19 protein-coding genes are annotated in these 17,497 nt (G+C 33.5%); 17 read left to right on the top strand and 2 right to left on the bottom strand.

Annotation, left to right across the window (positions count from 1 at the left end; translation table 11 throughout):
* Window positions 1-66: 66 nt before the first annotated feature.
* The 15 genes from ACXY7N_RS28515 to ACXY7N_RS28445 all read left to right on the top strand — a co-directional run bounded on the left by ACXY7N_RS28515 (window position 67) and on the right by ACXY7N_RS28445 (window position 13,960).
* Complete coding sequence (locus ACXY7N_RS28515) at window positions 67-1,143, top strand: acyltransferase family protein (protein WP_016086738.1); 1,077 nt, start codon at window positions 67-69, stop codon at window positions 1,141-1,143.
* 281 nt (window positions 1,144-1,424) lie between these two features.
* Window positions 1,425-2,030 carry a sugar transferase gene (locus ACXY7N_RS28510; RefSeq protein WP_016086739.1) on the top strand — a complete coding sequence of 202 codons (606 nt, stop codon included), beginning with the start codon at window positions 1,425-1,427 and terminating at the stop codon, window positions 2,028-2,030.
* On the top strand, window positions 2,017-2,994 hold the full coding sequence (locus ACXY7N_RS28505) for an ATP-grasp domain-containing protein (protein ID WP_016086740.1): 978 nt from the start codon (window positions 2,017-2,019) through the stop codon (window positions 2,992-2,994). The genes ACXY7N_RS28510 and ACXY7N_RS28505 overlap by 14 nt, the downstream gene beginning before the upstream one ends.
* 1 nt (window position 2,995) lies before the next feature.
* Window positions 2,996-3,691, top strand: a complete 696-nt coding sequence (locus tag ACXY7N_RS28500; RefSeq protein WP_016086741.1) for an HAD family hydrolase — start codon at window positions 2,996-2,998, stop codon at window positions 3,689-3,691.
* Window positions 3,692-3,721: 30 nt separating this feature from the next.
* Window positions 3,722-4,885, top strand: a complete 1,164-nt coding sequence (locus ACXY7N_RS28495) for an aminotransferase class I/II-fold pyridoxal phosphate-dependent enzyme (protein ID WP_016086742.1) — start codon at window positions 3,722-3,724, stop codon at window positions 4,883-4,885.
* Between the two features lie 269 nt (window positions 4,886-5,154).
* Window positions 5,155-7,092, top strand: a complete 1,938-nt coding sequence (locus tag ACXY7N_RS28490) for an asparagine synthase-related protein (RefSeq protein ID WP_016086743.1) — start codon at window positions 5,155-5,157, stop codon at window positions 7,090-7,092.
* Window positions 7,093-7,107: 15 nt separating this feature from the next.
* Window positions 7,108-7,233 (top strand): paeninodin family lasso peptide, encoded by a 126-nt coding sequence (locus ACXY7N_RS28485; protein WP_016086744.1) that lies wholly within the window; start codon window positions 7,108-7,110, stop codon window positions 7,231-7,233.
* Between the two features lie 79 nt (window positions 7,234-7,312).
* Window positions 7,313-8,284, top strand: a complete 972-nt coding sequence (locus ACXY7N_RS28480) for an aldolase (RefSeq protein ID WP_033659752.1) — start codon at window positions 7,313-7,315, stop codon at window positions 8,282-8,284.
* A complete protein-coding gene (locus ACXY7N_RS28475; RefSeq protein WP_016086746.1) occupies window positions 8,247-8,555 on the top strand; it encodes a lasso peptide biosynthesis PqqD family chaperone in 309 nt (102 codons plus the stop codon). Before ACXY7N_RS28480 ends, ACXY7N_RS28475 begins: the two co-directional genes overlap by 38 nt.
* Before the next feature lie 36 nt (window positions 8,556-8,591).
* Window positions 8,592-9,065, top strand: a complete 474-nt coding sequence (locus tag ACXY7N_RS28470) for a lasso peptide biosynthesis B2 protein (RefSeq protein WP_016086747.1) — start codon at window positions 8,592-8,594, stop codon at window positions 9,063-9,065.
* Window position 9,066: 1 nt separating this feature from the next.
* Window positions 9,067-10,254 carry a nucleotidyltransferase domain-containing protein gene (locus ACXY7N_RS28465; RefSeq protein ID WP_016135174.1) on the top strand — a complete coding sequence of 396 codons (1,188 nt, stop codon included), beginning with the start codon at window positions 9,067-9,069 and terminating at the stop codon, window positions 10,252-10,254.
* Window positions 10,255-10,265: 11 nt separating this feature from the next.
* Window positions 10,266-12,065 (top strand): ABC transporter ATP-binding protein, encoded by a 1,800-nt coding sequence (locus tag ACXY7N_RS28460; protein ID WP_016086749.1) that lies wholly within the window; start codon window positions 10,266-10,268, stop codon window positions 12,063-12,065.
* Window positions 12,066-12,294: 229 nt separating this feature from the next.
* Entirely contained in the window at window positions 12,295-12,618 is a 324-nt protein-coding gene (locus tag ACXY7N_RS28455) for a PadR family transcriptional regulator (RefSeq protein ID WP_001102620.1), read from the top strand.
* A complete protein-coding gene (locus ACXY7N_RS28450) occupies window positions 12,611-13,153 on the top strand; it encodes a DUF1700 domain-containing protein (RefSeq protein WP_016086750.1) in 543 nt (180 codons plus the stop codon). Before ACXY7N_RS28455 ends, ACXY7N_RS28450 begins: the two co-directional genes overlap by 8 nt.
* Window positions 13,154-13,960 (top strand): DUF4097 family beta strand repeat-containing protein, encoded by an 807-nt coding sequence (locus ACXY7N_RS28445; protein ID WP_033659751.1) that lies wholly within the window; start codon window positions 13,154-13,156, stop codon window positions 13,958-13,960. It begins immediately after the preceding gene.
* Window positions 13,961-14,048: 88 nt separating this feature from the next.
* On the opposite strand, the gene lexA is transcribed toward ACXY7N_RS28445, so the two are convergent.
* A complete protein-coding gene (gene lexA / locus ACXY7N_RS28440; protein WP_016086752.1) occupies window positions 14,049-14,669 on the bottom strand; it encodes a transcriptional repressor LexA in 621 nt (206 codons plus the stop codon).
* 141 nt (window positions 14,670-14,810) lie between these two features.
* On the opposite strand from lexA, the gene ACXY7N_RS28435 reads away from it, so the two are divergent.
* Together ACXY7N_RS28435 and ACXY7N_RS28430 are read left to right on the top strand one after the other, a co-directional pair.
* Window positions 14,811-15,467 carry a YneB family resolvase-like protein gene (locus tag ACXY7N_RS28435; RefSeq protein ID WP_016086753.1) on the top strand — a complete coding sequence of 219 codons (657 nt, stop codon included), beginning with the start codon at window positions 14,811-14,813 and terminating at the stop codon, window positions 15,465-15,467.
* Window positions 15,468-15,512: 45 nt separating this feature from the next.
* Window positions 15,513-15,752, top strand: coding sequence for a DUF896 domain-containing protein (locus ACXY7N_RS28430; protein ID WP_001190582.1), 240 nt, complete (start codon window positions 15,513-15,515; stop codon window positions 15,750-15,752).
* 41 nt (window positions 15,753-15,793) lie between these two features.
* Here ACXY7N_RS28430 and ACXY7N_RS28425 read toward each other — a convergent pair whose 3' ends face one another.
* Window positions 15,794-17,377 carry a bifunctional metallophosphatase/5'-nucleotidase gene (locus ACXY7N_RS28425; protein ID WP_033659750.1) on the bottom strand — a complete coding sequence of 528 codons (1,584 nt, stop codon included), beginning with the start codon at window positions 17,375-17,377 and terminating at the stop codon, window positions 15,794-15,796.
* Between the last annotated feature and the right edge of the window lie 120 nt (window positions 17,378-17,497).

Raw genomic sequence — 17,497 nt, 5'->3', positions numbered from 1 at the left:
ATAAAATAACTGATATGGAATACATAACAAGAAACCAGCAGATATGAAAGGAGGAGATTTGATTGTATGGAAATTTCAAAAAGTGATACAAAAATGTTAAAAGGAGCAGCTATATTACTCATGTTGTTACTTCACTTGTTTGCTAGGAAAGAAGTTAACGGGATGTATGAAAACTTTTTAACAATCAACGGAACACCGCTAGTTTACTACTTAGCATTATTTGGAGATGCATGTGTACCTATATATTGTTTTATAAGTGGTTATGGTTTATATGTAATTTTTTATAAAGAGCAAAGATTAAATGTAAGTAGAAACCGTATACGTATTCTAAAATTATTAATGAACTATTGGATAGTGCTTGTTCTATTTGTTGTTGTTGGATTTTTTGCAGGTAAATCAGAGGTTTTCTCAGGTGGTATAATAAAGTTCTTTCTCAACGTCTTTGTACTGTCATCTTCATATAATGGTGCATGGTGGTTTTTACAGACATATATTATTCTTGTCTTTTTAGCGCCACTATTGACTAAATTGGTGAGGAGATATAATTCATTAAGTTTGTTACTGGTTTTTGGGATCATATATTTAGTGAGCTATATTCAACGTATAAAAAATGTTTTGGATGTTGGGCATCATACAATTTTAGGCATGTCAGTAAATGCCGTGGTATTGGTTGGTACATCTTTACTTCCATTTATTGTGGGTACTATTTTTGCGAAAGAAAAAATTTATTCAAAACTATATAATAAATTTTATTACATGCCTTATAAGAATATACTTTGTACTATAGGGATTATTATGTTAATAGTTTTACATGCTTTTTATGAATCTATGATTATCGCTCCTTTTATCGCTATTGCATTTATTAGTTTCTTTATTCTTATGAATAAGAGTAGTGTTATACAACATATATTAGCCCTTTTGGGGGAGCATTCGACAAACATATGGTTGACTCATATGTTTTTTTATATGTCAATTTTTCCAGGGCTTATATTTGCGCCTAGATATCCAATCATAATTTTTATTTGGTTGATAACGTTATGTATTGCCTCATCGTATGTAATAAATTTTATATATAAACCTATAGAGCGAATGATTGATAACAGGAGTTTTATTGCACGTAATAATCAAAGAGCGATTGGATAGCTTTTTTCATTGAAATAAATGGGACAATTGTCTATTTAATAGAAGTAGTTGTTTTATATGAAATAATAAGTGAATGGAATAAGTTAATAATTAAAAAATTACAATAAATTAAAGGGGAGCTAAATGTATAAATAAAAAAGGGAACTGAAAAATACAAGGCTTACATTTTTTTCTAAGATGTATAGTGAAATGAGATAAGTTTGTAACAAATGTCTTTTGGTTTATATATTTATCTTTGAAAACGGCATTCGTAAAAATATTAGCAAGGAGTATGATTATTAATGAAAAGACTCTTTGATATACTTATTTCTTTATTATTATTATTGTGTTTCTTTCATGTTATTCTTTTAGTAGCGGTCCTAGTTAAGTTCAAAATAGGCTCACCTATCCTATTTAAACAACAACGTCCAGGTATACATGGACATCCTTTTTATCTTTATAAGTTTCGCACGATGACTGATGCTAGAGATAGTAATGGGGAGCTGCTATCTGATCACGTTAGATTAACTAAATTTGGAAAATCCCTTAGAAAATATAGTTTAGATGAATTACCACAATTAATAAATGTACTAAAAGGTCAATTGAGTTTGGTGGGCCCTCGGCCATTATTAATGGAATATTTGCCTTTATATTCGCAAGAGCAAGCTAAAAGGCATAATGTTAGACCGGGAATCACTGGATGGGCTCAAATTAATGGAAGAAATAGTATCTCATGGGATGAGAAATTTAAATTAGATGTATGGTATGTTGAGAATCAAAATTTTCTTTTAGATTTGAAAATTTTATATCTAACTTTTAGTAAGGTTTTAAAATCGGAAGGAATAACAAATAATAAGCATGTTACTATGCCAGCTTTTAAGGGGGAAATCGAGCATGGGGGGGAATAAAATGAACATTTTGTTTACTAGTTCTGGTAGGAGGGTCACTTTAATTAAAAAATTTAAGGAGGTATTTGAACAAGTAGGAATCAAAGGGAAAATCTTTACTGCAGACTTAAAAGAAACTGCTCCTACCATTTACTTTAGCGATAAGCATTTTATTGTTCCGCGTGTAAATGAAGAAGGATATATAAATGAATTGTTAAAAATATGTAGATCTGAAATGATAAATCTAATAATTCCGTTAATTGATACAGAATTAATCCTTATGGCTAATAATTCGGAGGTTTTTGAAGGTATTGGTGTAAAAGTACTAGTTTCTAGTATGGAATTAAATAAAATTGCTAATAACAAAAAATACACATATAACTTTTTTGTCTCTAATAATATACCAACTCCTAGAGTGTATAGTGATGAAGAGATTGGAAGAAAGGAATATCAATTTCCGCTATTAATTAAACCTTATGATGGCAGTTCTAGTAAAGGTGTAACAAAAATAATGAATGAAAAGGAATTGGAATTTTTTAAGGAGTATATACCTAACGCTATGATACAAGAGTACGTTTCAGGAGAGGAATACACTATAGATGTCATGGTAGATTTCTATGGGAATATAAAAACGATCGTTCCTAGATTGCGTATAGAGACACGAGCAGGTGAGGTAAGTAAAGGTGTGACCAAGAAAGATTTTGAAATCATCCAAGCAGCAGAAACTGTAATAAAAGCTCTTCCTAATCCTATTGGGTGTATTACTTTACAATGTTTTAAAAAGGAGGATGGGCAAATTACGTTTATTGAAATAAACCCTCGTTTTGGAGGAGGAATACCACTATCAATAGAAGCAGGAGCGAATTTTCCACTTTGGACAATTAAAATGTGTCAGGGGGAAGTCTTTATAGATAAAGACTTTAATTGGAGAGGAAATTTAACAATGCTTAGATACGATGAAGCGGTTTTTATGGAGATTGTTTAATATGGTGATTCAAGCAATTATTTTTGATATGGATGATACTTTATATAAAGAGAAAGATTATGTCGTAAGTGGCTTTAAGGCAGTGGATGATTGGATTAAAGATAACTATGGAAAAATTGGTTTTTATAATATCGCAATTCAATTATTCAATTTAGGTGAAAGAAAGCTTGTGTTTAATAAAACACTTGAAAAGTTAGACATATATTATGATGAAAAATTGATTAGTAATTTGATAGAACAGTATAGGTTCCATAAACCAGATATTCAATTGTTGGATGAAGCGGATTGGGTACTAAATAATTTAGTTAATACCGTTAAAATAGGACTTATTTCGGATGGGTATTTAGTTGCTCAAGAAAGAAAAATAAATGCATTAAAGTTAAAAGAGAGGGTTCATTCAATAGTTCTCACTGATAAGCTAGGAAAAGAATGTTGGAAACCAAGCAAAATTCCTTATGAAAAAATAAGTAAGGAATTACAGGTTCCTCATGAGCAATGTGTCTATATAGGAGATAATTTAAGTAAGGATTTTATAACGGCAAAGAAATTGAAATGGTTAACGATTCATATTAATAGAGAAGATGGAATTTACCATAATCTTATAGCTGAGCAAGCTTATAAAGCACATTATACAATTGATAATTTAAGGAGATTATCTGATATATCTGTATTAAAGCATATGTTTTTAGATACATAGTATTTAAATATGTATAAAGGATGTGTTTACATGCACACAGTTCAGCATAAAAAGCGAATTTACCTATCCTCTCCGCACATGAGTGGGAATGAACAAAAATATGTCCAAAATGCATTTGATACAAACTGGGTTGCTCCTCTTGGACCAAATGTCGATGAGTTTGAACGGGAATTTGCATCTTTTGTAGGAGTTAGGGGAGGTACTGCAGTTAGTTCAGGTACTGCTGCTATTCATTTAGCTTTGCGGTTATTAGGTATTCAAAAAGGAGATACAGTATTTTGTTCTAGTTTTACTTTTGTAGCGAGTGCAAATCCGATTGTTTATTTGGGAGCTGAACCGGTATTTATTGACTCAGAACCGGAAACCTGGAATATGTCACCGAGTGCATTGTCACATGCATTATATGAAGCTAATAAAATGGGAAATTTACCTAAGGCTATCATTCTTGTTCATTTATATGGTCAGAGTGCTAAACTAGATGAAATTCTCTTACTTTGTCATCAATATAATGTTCCTATAGTTGAGGATGCAGCAGAATCTCTTGGATCTACATATAAAGGAAAAGCAAGTGGTACATTTGGAAAATTTGGTGTTTATTCATTTAATGGAAATAAAATTATTACAACTTCAGGTGGTGGAATGCTAGTTTCTAATGATGTAGAAGCATTGGAAAGAGCGAGATTTTTAGCGACACAAGCAAAGGATCCAGCTCCACATTATGAGCATAGTGAGATAGGGTATAATTATCGACTGAGTAATATTTTAGCTGGTATTGGTAGGGGACAATTAGAAGTATTAGAAGATAGGGTGAGAGCTAGAAGATTTATATATAAACGTTATTACGAAGCGCTATCTCACATGCCAGGGTTTTATTTTATGCCTGAATTAGAAAATACTCGCTCTAATCGTTGGCTTACTACATTGACAATTGATGAAAAGGAATCCGGGATCTCTATTGGGAAATTGTTGAGAATTTTAGCAGAAGAGAATATTGAAGCGCGTCCTATGTGGAAGCCACTTCATATGCAGTCGCTCTTTAAAGAGAAGCAGTATTATCCGCATAGCAAAAATGAAGATGTGTCGCAGTACCTATTTCAAAGTGGAATTTGTTTGCCTTCAGGATCTAATATGTTAGCAGAAGATCAACAAAGGGTAATTCAAAGTATTGTAAAAGCTGTAGAATGGAAGAATTAAATGAAAAGTAAGTGTTGTATACGTAACACTAATTGTTCTTTATAATGAATTTTTTTGGCGTTCAGTTTCAATTTATATAAAAAAAAAGAGGATTATAAATTTGAAAATATCTATAATATATAAGTTTGAAAGTAAATTAAAGCATGTAATTGAGAAAGTAATAAAAACAAATAATTTCGTTCTTTAAAAAGAATGATAAAGGGCTATGTTTAACGAATTTAATATGTAAATAGTATTTGTAGTAACTTTTCATATATTAGGAGGAAGAAATGAGCGCTATAACTGGTATTATTCACTTTAATAATGAACCTGTATCAATTGAACATGGCACACGATTAATGAGTGATTTACAAAGGTACCCTGCTGATGATATTCAAATATGGCACAAAGAAAATGCTTTTCTAGGATGTCACGCACAATGGATTACGCCAGAGTCAGTTGGTGAACAATTGCCCTTCTATAATTATGAAAAGCAACTGGCAATTACAGCAGATGCTATTATCGATAATCGTGATGAGTTATTTGAAAAATTGCAAGTGGATTATTCGGATAGAAAAAACATGACAGATAGCGAGTTAATTTTACTCTCTTATCAGAAATGGGAGGAAGCGGCTCCTAAATATTTGGTAGGCGATTTTGCTTTTATGATTTGGGATGAGAAAAAACAAATTCTTTTTGGGGCTAGAGATTTTTCTGGAAGCCGGACACTCTATATTTATCGTGACGAGGAAAAATTTTCTTTTTGCACCCTAATAAAACCGTTATTTACTCTACCATATGTTGATAAAAAATTGAATGAGCAGTGGCTTGCTGAATTTCTAGCTATACCTGTAAATTTTGAATCAGTAGATCCACAATTAACAGTCTATAAATATATAGAACAGGTGCCTCCATCACACACTATTTTGGTAAAGGATGGCAAAGTCAAGATTTCGCGATACTATACACCAACTGCTGGGAAAATGCTTAATTTAAAATCAAATGAAGAGTATGAAGAGGCGTTTCGAGAGGTGTATCAAAGGGCAGTGAAGGTACGTTTACGAACACATCACCAAGTAGGTGCTCATTTGAGCGGAGGGCTAGACTCAGGGTCTGTCGTTAGCTTTGCTGCAAAAGATTTACGTGCTGAAAATAAAAAATTACATACGTTTAGTTATGTCCCGGCAGAAGGATTTAAAGATTGGACACACAAAGGTAGGATAGCTGACGAAAGACCATTTATTCAATCGACTGTACAATATGTAGGGAATATACAGGATTATTATTTAGAATTACCGGAAAGAAGCCCATTATCGGAAATTGATGATTGGTTGGAAACAATGGAGATGCCGTATAAATTTTTTGAGAATACCTTTTGGTTGAGGGGAGTTTATGAAAAAGCATCTCAGCGTGACATAGGAGTACTCCTTAGTGGTCAAAGAGGTAATTGGACAGTATCATGGGGACCTATTTTTGATTACCAGGCAATGTTATTGAAAAAGCTACATTGGATTCGGTTTTATCGTGAACTATATTTATATAGTAGAAATATAGGAGTGAAAAAAGCACGTGTTTTTGAAGTGGTAAGAAGAAAGGCATTTCCGTTTTTGCATCAGTTACTTTCTTCAGAGGAACAAGATGCTTTTCCTATAATAATCAATCCGGAATTTGCAAAAAAAATGAATGTTTTTGATAGGCTCAAAGAACAGGATGTTGATATAACAGGTACCTTTATATCAAATGCATATGATATGAAAAGAGAACAATTTGAAAAACCATATTATTGGAGCATAAATGGAACGTATGAAACGAAATTATCGTTACGTTATGCTTTATGGGATCGTGATCCTACAAATGACTTACGGATTATTCAATTTTGTTTGTCAGTCCCAGAAGAACAGTATGTTCAAAATGGTTTAGATCGATCTCTTATTCGGAGAGCCACAAAAAATTTCCTTCCGGATAAAGTACGATTAAATCAACGCGTTCGAGGTGTTCAGGGTGCAGATGGTGTTTATCGTATGACTCCTTTTTGGAATGAATTTATTGAGGAAGTTCAAGAACTTAGTGTAGATCCAATAATCTCTGAATTTCTAAATGTAGAGGTAATTAAGAAAGCTATCTCAAAAATATGTAAAGAACCTCGACCAGAGTATGCATTTGATTTAGATTTTAGAATTTTAATGCGTAGCTTAATCTTCTATCGATTTATAAAAAATTTAATATGAAAGGGGGTGATATGTATGAAAAAGGAATGGAAACAACCTGTATTAGAAGTACTTAATATTAATATGACTATGGCGGGGCCAGGACATAAAATTCCTGACGCAGTTCAACCTGATCCAGATGATCCAGTGAAGTATAGTTAAGTCATTGGAAAAATAAAGCTCTTATATAGTTTTATTATATAAGAGCTTTCAAAAAAATTGACAATGTGGGGTGAATAGGATGATCGATTCGATGGGAAATGTGTTATACAAAGCCTTCGGGTTAAAAATAGTAAGTGAAGTCCCATTACCCGAGTTGTCTCAGCTGAATGAAAAGAAAGAGATGGCAGATATTCAAATCGAAATAACTGATTTATCTGAACGATGGGGTAGATATGACGAATCACAGCAAAAAAACATTGTAGTGGAAGATGATGTAGTGATGTTTCATGTTCCTCAAACTGCAATATTTTCTATCCAAGCGGGAGAGAAAATTACTTTTTCACCTATGCCAGAGGCGAAAGAAGATAAAATTCGATTATACATTCTGGGAACTTGTATGGGGGCACTTTTAATGCAACGGAAAATACTTCCATTGCATGGAAGTGTAATTGCCATAGATGGGAAAGCATATGCATTAATTGGTGATTCAGGAGCAGGAAAATCAACGTTAGCCTCGGCTTTTTTGAATGCAGGATATCAGCTTTTAAGTGATGATATAGTTACTGTGTCTCTTTTGAATAAAAATACTGCAATAGTTCATCCTTCTTACGCACAACAAAAATTATGGCAAGAGAGCATAAATGAGTTAGGAATGGAAGTAGCACAATTTAGCCCTTTGTTTGAAAGAGAAACGAAGTATGCTGTTCCTGTGAATTCTCAATTTTTCCCCGAGCCATTACCTCTTGCTGGTGTTATTGAATTAGTAAAAACGCAGGGAGAAGATATTGAGATGACCCGTATTGAAGGTCTCGCACGCTTGTGTAAATTATACCAACATACTTTTAGGAATTCTTTGATTTCTAAATTAGGATTGATGGAATGGCATTTTGAAACTTCATCTAATATTGCAAGTGGAATGGAAATGTTTCAATTAAGACGCCCGGCTTCGAGATTTACAGCCCATGAGCTTGTGCAAGTAATTTTAAATACTATACAGAAAGGGAGTATGGTTGATGGTTGTTCATTCGAGAAACATATCATTAGAACATAACGTTGTACAGAGTGAAGGCAATATAGTAAGCGATATGGATGGAGAAAAAGTTATGTTAAATGTCCAAAAAGGAAATTATTATAACTTAGGTGAAATAGGTGGAGAAATATGGGAGCTTATTGAAAAGCCGATAAAAATTAAGCAGCTTGTTACTATGTTAGTATCTAACTATGATATTGAACAAAAAGATTGTGAAGAACAAGTTCTTTCCTTTGTAGAGTGCTTATTTCAAGAAGGTTTAATTCAAATAAAAGATCGATCTAATAGATAGATTCGTAATTTCAAGAGAACTATTAGGAGGGGATTAATGAATATTGTGAAAAGAATAAGGGTATTTTTATTACTGAACACGGAGACAAAGCTTTTATTTTTAGAGGCTTTTATTTTTTTAGGGTGGGCGCGTGTACTAAAAAGTATTACCTTTTCCAAAGTTGCACCTTCTTTAGGGGATTACATGAACGAAACATCAGTTGCCAAAATTCACCGACACGGGGATACACTAAAGAAGGTGTCTGAAGCTATTTCTATTATGAGTCGTTATACTTTTTGGGAAAGTCAGTGTCTTGTTAAAGCTATAGCTGGGATGAAAATGCTCGAAAAACGTCACATTGAGAGTACTCTTTATTTAGGAACTGCTAAGGATAGTCATGGGGAATTAATTGCGCATGCATGGTTACGGAGCGGTTCTTTTTATGTTACTGGATCAGAAGGAATGGAGAAATTTACTGTCGTTGGATCATTTGCAAAGAGGCTAAGTGAGGACACTATTAAAGGAGAATAAAATGGAGAAAGATTTTGGTCTGAATGTAGAGTTCATGTCTAAGGAATTGAAACTTCTTTTTGCAATTTTGAAGTTACAAGATGACGAAACAGTACAAACTTACAGTAATGAATGGTTTTCGGATATTGATTGGGAGGTATTTCTTGAGCAAGCTGTGCATCATCGTGTTTATCCGGTGATATATCAAAAACTTAAACAAGTGGATGAGGAACTAATTCCTTCACATATTGTACAAACCTTGAATAGGAAATATAAAAAAAATACATTTCACATGCTGTATTTAAGTGCTGAAATGGAACGAATAAATAAACTATGTAATGAAAATGAAATCCGTATGATTTTTCTAAAAGGACCTGTACTATCTCAGGACTTATATGGGGATATTTCTTTACGAACATCCTGTGATTTGGACGTTCTAATTCCGATGCAAAATTTAGAAAAAGTAGAAATGCTACTTTTAGAGCAGGGGTATGTAAAAGATGATTATATTCAAACGATATTAAATGATTGGAAATGGAGGCATCATCATATAACATTTTTTCATCCAACAAAGCAGATTAAGCTTGAGATTCATTGGAGGTTAAATCCCGGACCTGGTAAGGAACCTGGGTTTGAAGAGCTTTGGAAGCGAAAGAGAAAAAGTACCCTTACGAGTAATTCTGTATATATGTTAGGGAAGGAAGATTTATTTTTATTTCTTGTATCTCATGGTGCAAGACATGGTTGGTCCAGATTACGTTGGTTAGTAGATATAAAAAAAATTGTCGATCAAGAACTTAATTGGAGTGAGATTCATAAATTAATGGGAAAATATCAAGTGCTTCATTTAGGAGGACAAGCACTAATTTTAGCAACTCAATTGCTAGGTGTACGACTAGATGAAAGGATGATGGAATTAGTAGAGAAAAAACATTCAAAGCAGTTAGCTCAAGAGGCACTATTTTATTTCAAGCAAATGATAAATTTGCATACCGAACCTGTCCCAGAAGAAGTATTTATCTATCATAGTCGACACTTATTTTCACTAATGTCTAATCAGCAAAAGATTTTATATATTATGAGCCAATTATATCCTTATCCAATTGATGCAAAAACATTACCGTTACCTAAATTTCTTCATTTTTTATATTTTCCTTTACGTCCGTTTTTATGCCTTTGGAGGAAAACAAAGAAGCTTGCTTTGTTATAGGGGGAACATCGATGAATCATATTATATATTTTATGAAGAAATTATATTCTTCAGCGGGAAAAATACTCTATGTGAATTTATTTGGTATGGTTTTAATAAGTTTACTTGAAGGGATAGGTATTATTTTATTAATTCCTATGATAAGTATGACTGGAATAATGAATATAGGCGAGGAGACTACTTTTATTGCACCTGTCTCTAGATTTTTGCAGGATTTTCCTAAAACAACAAGTCTAGTTTCTATTTTAGGTATATATATACTAATAGTGTTAGGGCAAAATTTACTACAAAGAAATATAACGCTAAGGGATGCGAGAACGCAACAAGCTTTTGTACGAGACTTAAGAATAGAAACATATAGTGTGATTTTAAAAGCAAAGTGGAGTTTTTTTTTAGAGAAAAGGAAAACAAATCTAATAAATATATTAACTACAGAATTAGCTCGTGTAAGTTATGGGGTTAATTTATTTTTACAATTGTTAGCTGCTATTCTGTTTACATTTATACAGGTGGGAATTGCATTTTTATTATCTCCTCAAATAACTATATTTGTTTTGGTCTTTGGCTTATTATTCTTGGTAGCTTCTCGTGTTTTTATAAAAAAAGCCCGAATACTAGGCGGTAAGACCTCAGAATTGGCAAAAGACTACCTTTCTGGTATAACAGATCAATTTAATGGAATTAAAGATATAAAGAGTAATACTTTGGAAGCATCACGTTTAGACTGGTTACAATCTATAACAACAAAGATGAGTAATGAGCAAATGGAGTATATGAGAATAAGATCGAGCTCGCAATTGTTTTATAAAGTTTCAATGGCTATATTAATTGCATTTTTTTTATTATTGTCAGTAAGTATGTTTCAATCGCAACCCACCCAATTACTATTAATCATTCTCATTTTTTCTAGACTATGGCCGAGATTCATGACAATTCAATCAAATTTAGAACAACTGGCTGCAAGTATTCCTGCTTTTAAGTCATTGTGGGAATTACAAGAGGAATGTAAGGAAGCAATTGAAATGCAGGATATACATCAGCAAAAACATATAACGCCGATTTGTATAGAGCGAGGTATTGAGTGTAAGGATGTTTACTTTCGTTATAATAAGCAAGAATCTTTATACGCACTTCAAAATATTAATGTGCAAATTCCAATAAATAGTATGACGGCTATTGTGGGGCATTCTGGTGCTGGGAAGAGTACATTAATTGATGTTTTAATGGGCTTGATCCAGCCAGAAAAAGGTCAAGTTTTAATAGATGGTACGCCTCTTACAACAGATAATTTATTGCCATTAAGACGTGCTATTAGCTATGTACCACAAGATCCCTTCTTGTTTAATGCAAGTATAAGGGAAAATTTATTGATGATTGAGCCAAATGCAAGTGAAGAACAAATTTGGGATGCATTAGATTTTGCGGCCGCCGCTGAATTTGTACAAACGTTTCCAAATGGGCTGGATACACTGATTGGAGATCGTGGGGTGAGGCTTTCAGGTGGTGAACGTCAGCGACTTGTACTAGCCCGGGCTATTTTAAGAAAGCCGTCGATTTTAGTATTAGATGAAGCTACGAGTGCATTGGATACTGAAAATGAAGTGAAAATTCAATCAGCAATAGAAAGATTGAAAGGAACAATGACTATTGTTGTGATTGCACATCGTTTATCTACTATACGCAATGCAGATCAAGTTATTGTCTTAGGAAAAGGTGAAATTGTCCAAAAAGGTGAATTTAATCAATTGGCTAAAGAGAGAAAAGGTGTATTTCGAAATTTATTAGGGTCACAAATGGAAGTTGGTTCTTAGAGGAGAAAAGAGTGAATGAAGTTTTGTATTCAAGCAGTTCGAATCGAATAAAAGCCTGAGTAATGGTCAGTTATAATAGGACATTATTCGGGCTTTTATTTGTGCGGTTTCTACATTTAGGGAGTAAATATAAATGAGTACCTTGCAATAAACAATACTAAGTGGTATATTATGGATAAAACAGGTACCATGTATTGAACAGTACTGAAATGAGAAAGGGGGATTGTCCTTGAACGTTCAGTTTAAAAAAGGTGTGTTAGAACTGTGTGTTTTGGCACTTGTGAAACGTAAGGATTGTTACGGTTATGAACTTGTTCAGCAAATCTCAAATAAATTTTTAATATCGGAAGGGTCAGTGTATCCTTTATTACGTCGTTTAACGAAAGAAGGATATTTTCAAACGTATTTAAAAGAATCTACAGAGGGGCCACCTCGTAAATATTATCAACTAACTGAGCAAGGGGAGACGCAACTGAATTTGTTAGTAACGGAGTGGCGTGATTTTGCAAAAGGCGTACAAGAAATTATTGAAGGGGTGGAATGGGATGAGTAAAGAACAGTTCCTTAAAGAATTATCAAGTCATCTTAGAAAGTTACCGGAAGAAGAGAGGAAAGATATTTTATTTGATTATGAAGAGCATTTTCAGTTTGGGAGAGAAGAGGGGAAAACTGAATCGGAAATAATAAAGGGGCTTGGCTCTCCGAAAGTAATTGCGAAAGATTTACTTGCTTTGTATCGCTTTGATGAAATGAAAAAGGACCCATCTACTTCGAATATAACAAGGGCTGTCATGGCAGCGATTGGACTTAGTTTGTTTAATTTTATTATTGTGTTAGGCCCGTTAGTTGCAATTATCGCTTTTATATTTTCCTTTTGGGTCGGTGGGATTGCTAGTGTAGTGACACCATTTTTCGTTATTGCAAAAGTATTTATGGGTACTTTTATATGGTTGGATGTATTCGTTAGTATAACGTTTGTTGGAGTAGGTTTGTTGTTATGTATTATCGCTTATTATAGTACGAAGTGGTTTAAAAGGTTATGCGTACGTTATGTAGTATGGAACTTCAAAATGATAAAAGGGGAGTAGATGATGAAAAAAATATTGTTAGTAGCAATCACTTGTATCATTATTGGAGTAATAGGGATTTCACAAACATATGAAAAAGCAGTACAAACTGCAGAAGAAGGAAACAAAGAAGACGTAATAAAAAACGAAACACTAAAAAATATAGAAGTTAAGTTAGATGCTGGGGATATTGTTGTCCAAAAATCTCCCGATTCTTCTTTTTATGTAAAGCAATCAGGAGCTGTACGTAAACAAGAGATTCGTATTGCCGAAGATGGTGACACATTAAAAATTATTGGGGAAAGAGAAAAAGGTGCTTCATTTGATTTTTCTTTTTACAATTTCAAGTTTCAAACGTCTACAATGACTATACTAGTGCCTGAACGTTCTTACCAAGAGATAAAAGTAAATTCATCTGCTGGACAAATAGAAATAAGTGATGTGAAAAGTGATCGTGTAAGTGTTGAAACGCTTGCTGGAGAAGTAGATTTGAAACATGTCACAGCTAAGAGTGTGGAGGGATCTACAAAAGCTGGTGAGCTGAACTTTAAAAAAGTAATAGGGAAAGTAACAGCGAAGACGGCTAGTGGGGAAGTGCATATTATGGATCATGATCCTAAATATGATGTGGAGGCAAGTTCAACCGCTGGGGATGTAGATATTACTTTATTGGAAAAACCACAAGATGCAGTTATAACTGGGCAAAGCGCTGCTGGAGACGTGATGATTTTTAATGAAGAAAATAAAAATATAACAATTGGCAATGGTAGTAAAAAGATTAGTGGTAAAACAACTGCTGGCGATGTGACGATTGAAATTCGTTCATAAGAAATAGAATGTATGAAAATCTATCAAAATACAAAAAAGAAGATAGTCACCTATATAAATAAGGTGATTATCTTCTTTTTATTATTTTTTAATGTAAATCACGATATACACCAATTACTTTTCCGATAACTGACACTTGTTTTAAAATAATAGGCTCTAATGAAGAGTTTTCCGGTTGTAGACGGAAATGGTCTTTTTCTTTATAGAAACGTTTAACAGTTGCTTCGTTATCTTCTGTTAAAGCTACTACAATTTCACCGTTATATGCAGACTGTTGTTGGCGAACAACAACTAAATCCCCGTCGAAAATACCAGCTTCAATCATACTATCTCCAGAAATACGTAACATGAACACTTGATCTGCTCCAGCAACAATGCTAGCTGGAAGTGGGAAGTGATCTTCTACACTTTCAACTGCTGTAATCGGTAATCCAGCAGTAACTTTTCCGATAATAGGAACTTGAATAACAGATTGTGTTTCTGCATCCATTCGATCGTCACCTAAAATTTCAATTGCTCGTGGTTTTGTTGGATCGCGTCGAATATATCCTTTTTCTTCTAGTCGTGATAAATGTCCGTGCACTGTAGAACTAGAAGCGAGGCCGACTGCTTGACCGATTTCACGTACGGAAGGTGGATATCCTTTTTCTTGTACTTTTAGCTTAATAAAGTCGAGAATGTCTTGCTGGCGTTTCGTTAACTTTTCCATGTTTTCTAACACCTCGTTTTCTTTCATTTTTCTTATTAATAAGTATAACATGCGAAAAAACATTCTACAAACATAAGTTCGAACAAAAGGCGAATTTATGTTACACTGGAGGGAAATAATAGTGAGAAAGAGGGGTTCATAATGAATGCAATTATTTATGCGCGTGTGAGTACAACAAAAGAAGCACAAGAAACATCATTATTACGTCAAAAAGATGAATTATTGCATTTAGCTGAGCGCTATCAAATGAATGTTATTAAGGTGATTGAAGAGCAGGCTAGTGGCTATACAATTGAACGTGACGGCATATTAGAAGTGCTAGATACAATTCGAGACGAACAAATCGATGTGCTACTCATACAAGATGAAACGCGCCTTGGTAGGGGGAATGCGAAAATTGCATTAATGCACTGTTTACATAAAGAGGGAATAAAAGTATATACGCATACGCATAATGGAGAATTACAATTGTCGGATTCTGATTCGATGGTTTTAGATATTATTGGCATTGTTGAAGAGTATCAAAGAAAGATTCATAACTTGAAAATTAAACGTGGCATGCAACGCGCAGTAGAAAAGGGCTATCGTCCCGAAAATAATTTAAAAAATCGTAATTTAAGCGTAGGCCGAGAGAAAAAAGAGGTGCCAATTGAAGAAATTGTGCGCTTACGCAAAAGTGAACTTACTTTCGAAGAAATTGCGGCCACGCTTCGTGGATTTGGTCATAATGTTTCAAAAGCAACTGTACATCGAAGATATGTAGAATATACAAAGCAATTGCTTGATAAAGAGGACTAACTATTGTATGATAATAATCAGTTTTGAGTAAAAGGGGGATTCGAGATGCAAAGTCACGAACTCATTGAACGCATTAACTTCTTAGCGAAAAAAGCAAAAGCTGAAGGCTTAACTGAAGAAGAACAACGTGAGCGCCAATCGCTACGTGAACAATATTTAAAAGGATTTCGTCAAAATATGTTAAACGAACTTAAAGGAATTAAAGTTGTTAACGAAGAAGGTACTGATGTTACACCGGCGAAATTAAAAGCTTTAAAAAAGCAAGATAATGCAAAATTAAATTAAAAGATGGGCATAGCTGCCCATCTTTTTTATTGTTAAATTCGTTATTTAATAACTTTCCAGTTATTATTTTGCGTTGCTTCTATCTTTTTATGTTTCCATATATAGTTAGCGATAAGTTCAGACATATCTGTTGGTATGTCTTTTATTACGGGCTTATTTTGAAACATAAAAAAGTTCCCTCCGCCGCTTGCGCGATAATTATTCATAACGACGTCATATTCTTCCTTCATATTTAGAGGAGCGCCTTTATACTGTAAAGATTCTACTCTCTCGCCAATTGGTTTGGAAATGTTTAATACGTACGAAATTCCTTCCCACATATCGTAATTATAGTGTTGCGGTTTTGGTTCTATGTAGCTAGGGTTTACGATGATGGTTCCATCTCCTTTTAATGTGAAATAAGAAGCAGAGAGTTCGAGAGCATCTTTTATATCTGCTCCAGTTATTCTAATTACTTTTAATGTATTTGGATAAATATAATTAGAAACGATGTCACGCATTGTTACAAATTTTGGGAAACCTGGAGATGTATTATGGAACAAACTTGTACAAGAAATGGAAACATTGGCAATATCCATCTGTATTTTATTTATGAATTCAATAAAAGGATGGTCTTGTAAACGAGTTTGCATAACATCTGAAATTTGCATGTCCCCATGAATGATTCCAATAGGTTGATCAAGCCATTTTTGTGTATTCTCTTCATAATCAGATGCTAAGGAAAGAACATCTGAATCTGCCTCAATTCCTTGCACCGTCAACAACTCTGAATAACTTTCTTTTTTTAGCCACTTCTGTTCCATTCTTTCGAAGGTTACGGTTATTTTTCCAACTGATTGCCCATTACATCCGGTCTGTAAAATTGTTACACCGTTAGCCATTGTGTGAGAAATTTCTCGGTGTTGGTGTCCTGTTAATAAAATATCTATACCTTCAATTTCATGACACATTGCATATCCTTGGTTCTCGCCTGTTAACACTTCAGTTGGTACTCCGGTCTGTAAATCACGTTCAAATCCTCCGTGATAGGCTACGACTAGTAAATCAGGTTTTTCGTGTTGGTGGATGTAAGTAACCCATTTTTTTGTAGTTTCCAGTGCGTCTTCAAAATGTAAGTCTTGAATATGAAGGGGTTGTTCCCAGTTTGGGATGTAATGTGTTGTTACTCCTAAAATCGCAATTTTTATATTCTCTTCAATATGTTTGATGATGTAAGGTTTCCCGAAATAGGGTTCTTTTATGTTTTTATCTAAAATGTTTGCTGATAAGTACGGGAAGTTTGCAGTTTCTACAGCATGATTTAATATATCCATTCCATAATTAAATTCATGATTTCCGATAATTGCAGCATCGTAACTTATATAGTTGGCTAATAAGGACATTGGGTTTTTCTTATCTTTTTCGTATGTAGCGTAATGGTAAGTAAATGGTGTTCCTTGAATGAAGTCCCCATTATCGATTAAAAGAACGTTTTTATTTTTAGAACGTTCTTTTTTTATAAGAGTAGAAATTTTAGCTAAACCAATTTCTGCTTTGGAATTGTCTTGGTAGTGAATTGGATAAACAGTACCATGTATATCACTTGTTAATAAGATGTTTAAAGTTACAATTTGATTTTGATTCAACATCATTCACCTTTTCTATTGTTATCTTCAAGTTAATCATATCAAAAATATGAAGAGAATTTTAATGTGAGTGTATAGAATGTGTAAAGATTCTGTAAATAATCAATTATTTGTAAAAAT

Source organism: Bacillus sp. 5w2 (genome assembly GCF_054353775.1).
Note: the sequence above shows the minus strand (reverse complement) of the source record. Positions and strands in the feature narration are given on the sequence as shown.

What these genes read in the sequence shown, in the direction of transcription:
- ACXY7N_RS28505 (WP_016086740.1), top strand. Translation starts at nt 2,017, where the DNA reads ATGGGGGGGAATAAAATGAACATTTTGTTTACTAGTTCTGGTAGGAGG.
- ACXY7N_RS28515 (WP_016086738.1), top strand. Translation starts at nt 67, where the DNA reads ATGGAAATTTCAAAAAGTGATACAAAAATGTTAAAAGGAGCAGCTATA.
- ACXY7N_RS28460 (WP_016086749.1), top strand. Translation starts at nt 10,266, where the DNA reads ATGAATCATATTATATATTTTATGAAGAAATTATATTCTTCAGCGGGA.
- ACXY7N_RS28510 (WP_016086739.1), top strand. Translation starts at nt 1,425, where the DNA reads ATGAAAAGACTCTTTGATATACTTATTTCTTTATTATTATTATTGTGT.
- ACXY7N_RS28430 (WP_001190582.1), top strand. Translation starts at nt 15,513, where the DNA reads ATGCAAAGTCACGAACTCATTGAACGCATTAACTTCTTAGCGAAAAAA.
- ACXY7N_RS28445 (WP_033659751.1), top strand. Translation starts at nt 13,154, where the DNA reads ATGATGAAAAAAATATTGTTAGTAGCAATCACTTGTATCATTATTGGA.
- ACXY7N_RS28500 (WP_016086741.1), top strand. Translation starts at nt 2,996, where the DNA reads ATGGTGATTCAAGCAATTATTTTTGATATGGATGATACTTTATATAAA.
- ACXY7N_RS28470 (WP_016086747.1), top strand. Translation starts at nt 8,592, where the DNA reads ATGAATATTGTGAAAAGAATAAGGGTATTTTTATTACTGAACACGGAG.
- ACXY7N_RS28465 (WP_016135174.1), top strand. Translation starts at nt 9,067, where the DNA reads ATGGAGAAAGATTTTGGTCTGAATGTAGAGTTCATGTCTAAGGAATTG.
- ACXY7N_RS28480 (WP_033659752.1), top strand. Translation starts at nt 7,313, where the DNA reads ATGATCGATTCGATGGGAAATGTGTTATACAAAGCCTTCGGGTTAAAA.
- ACXY7N_RS28485 (WP_016086744.1), top strand. Translation starts at nt 7,108, where the DNA reads ATGAAAAAGGAATGGAAACAACCTGTATTAGAAGTACTTAATATTAAT.
- lexA (WP_016086752.1), bottom strand. Translation starts at nt 14,669, where the DNA reads ATGGAAAAGTTAACGAAACGCCAGCAAGACATTCTCGACTTTATTAAG.
- ACXY7N_RS28475 (WP_016086746.1), top strand. Translation starts at nt 8,247, where the DNA reads ATGGTTGTTCATTCGAGAAACATATCATTAGAACATAACGTTGTACAG.
- ACXY7N_RS28495 (WP_016086742.1), top strand. Translation starts at nt 3,722, where the DNA reads ATGCACACAGTTCAGCATAAAAAGCGAATTTACCTATCCTCTCCGCAC.
- ACXY7N_RS28450 (WP_016086750.1), top strand. Translation starts at nt 12,611, where the DNA reads ATGAGTAAAGAACAGTTCCTTAAAGAATTATCAAGTCATCTTAGAAAG.
- ACXY7N_RS28490 (WP_016086743.1), top strand. Translation starts at nt 5,155, where the DNA reads ATGAGCGCTATAACTGGTATTATTCACTTTAATAATGAACCTGTATCA.
- ACXY7N_RS28435 (WP_016086753.1), top strand. Translation starts at nt 14,811, where the DNA reads ATGAATGCAATTATTTATGCGCGTGTGAGTACAACAAAAGAAGCACAA.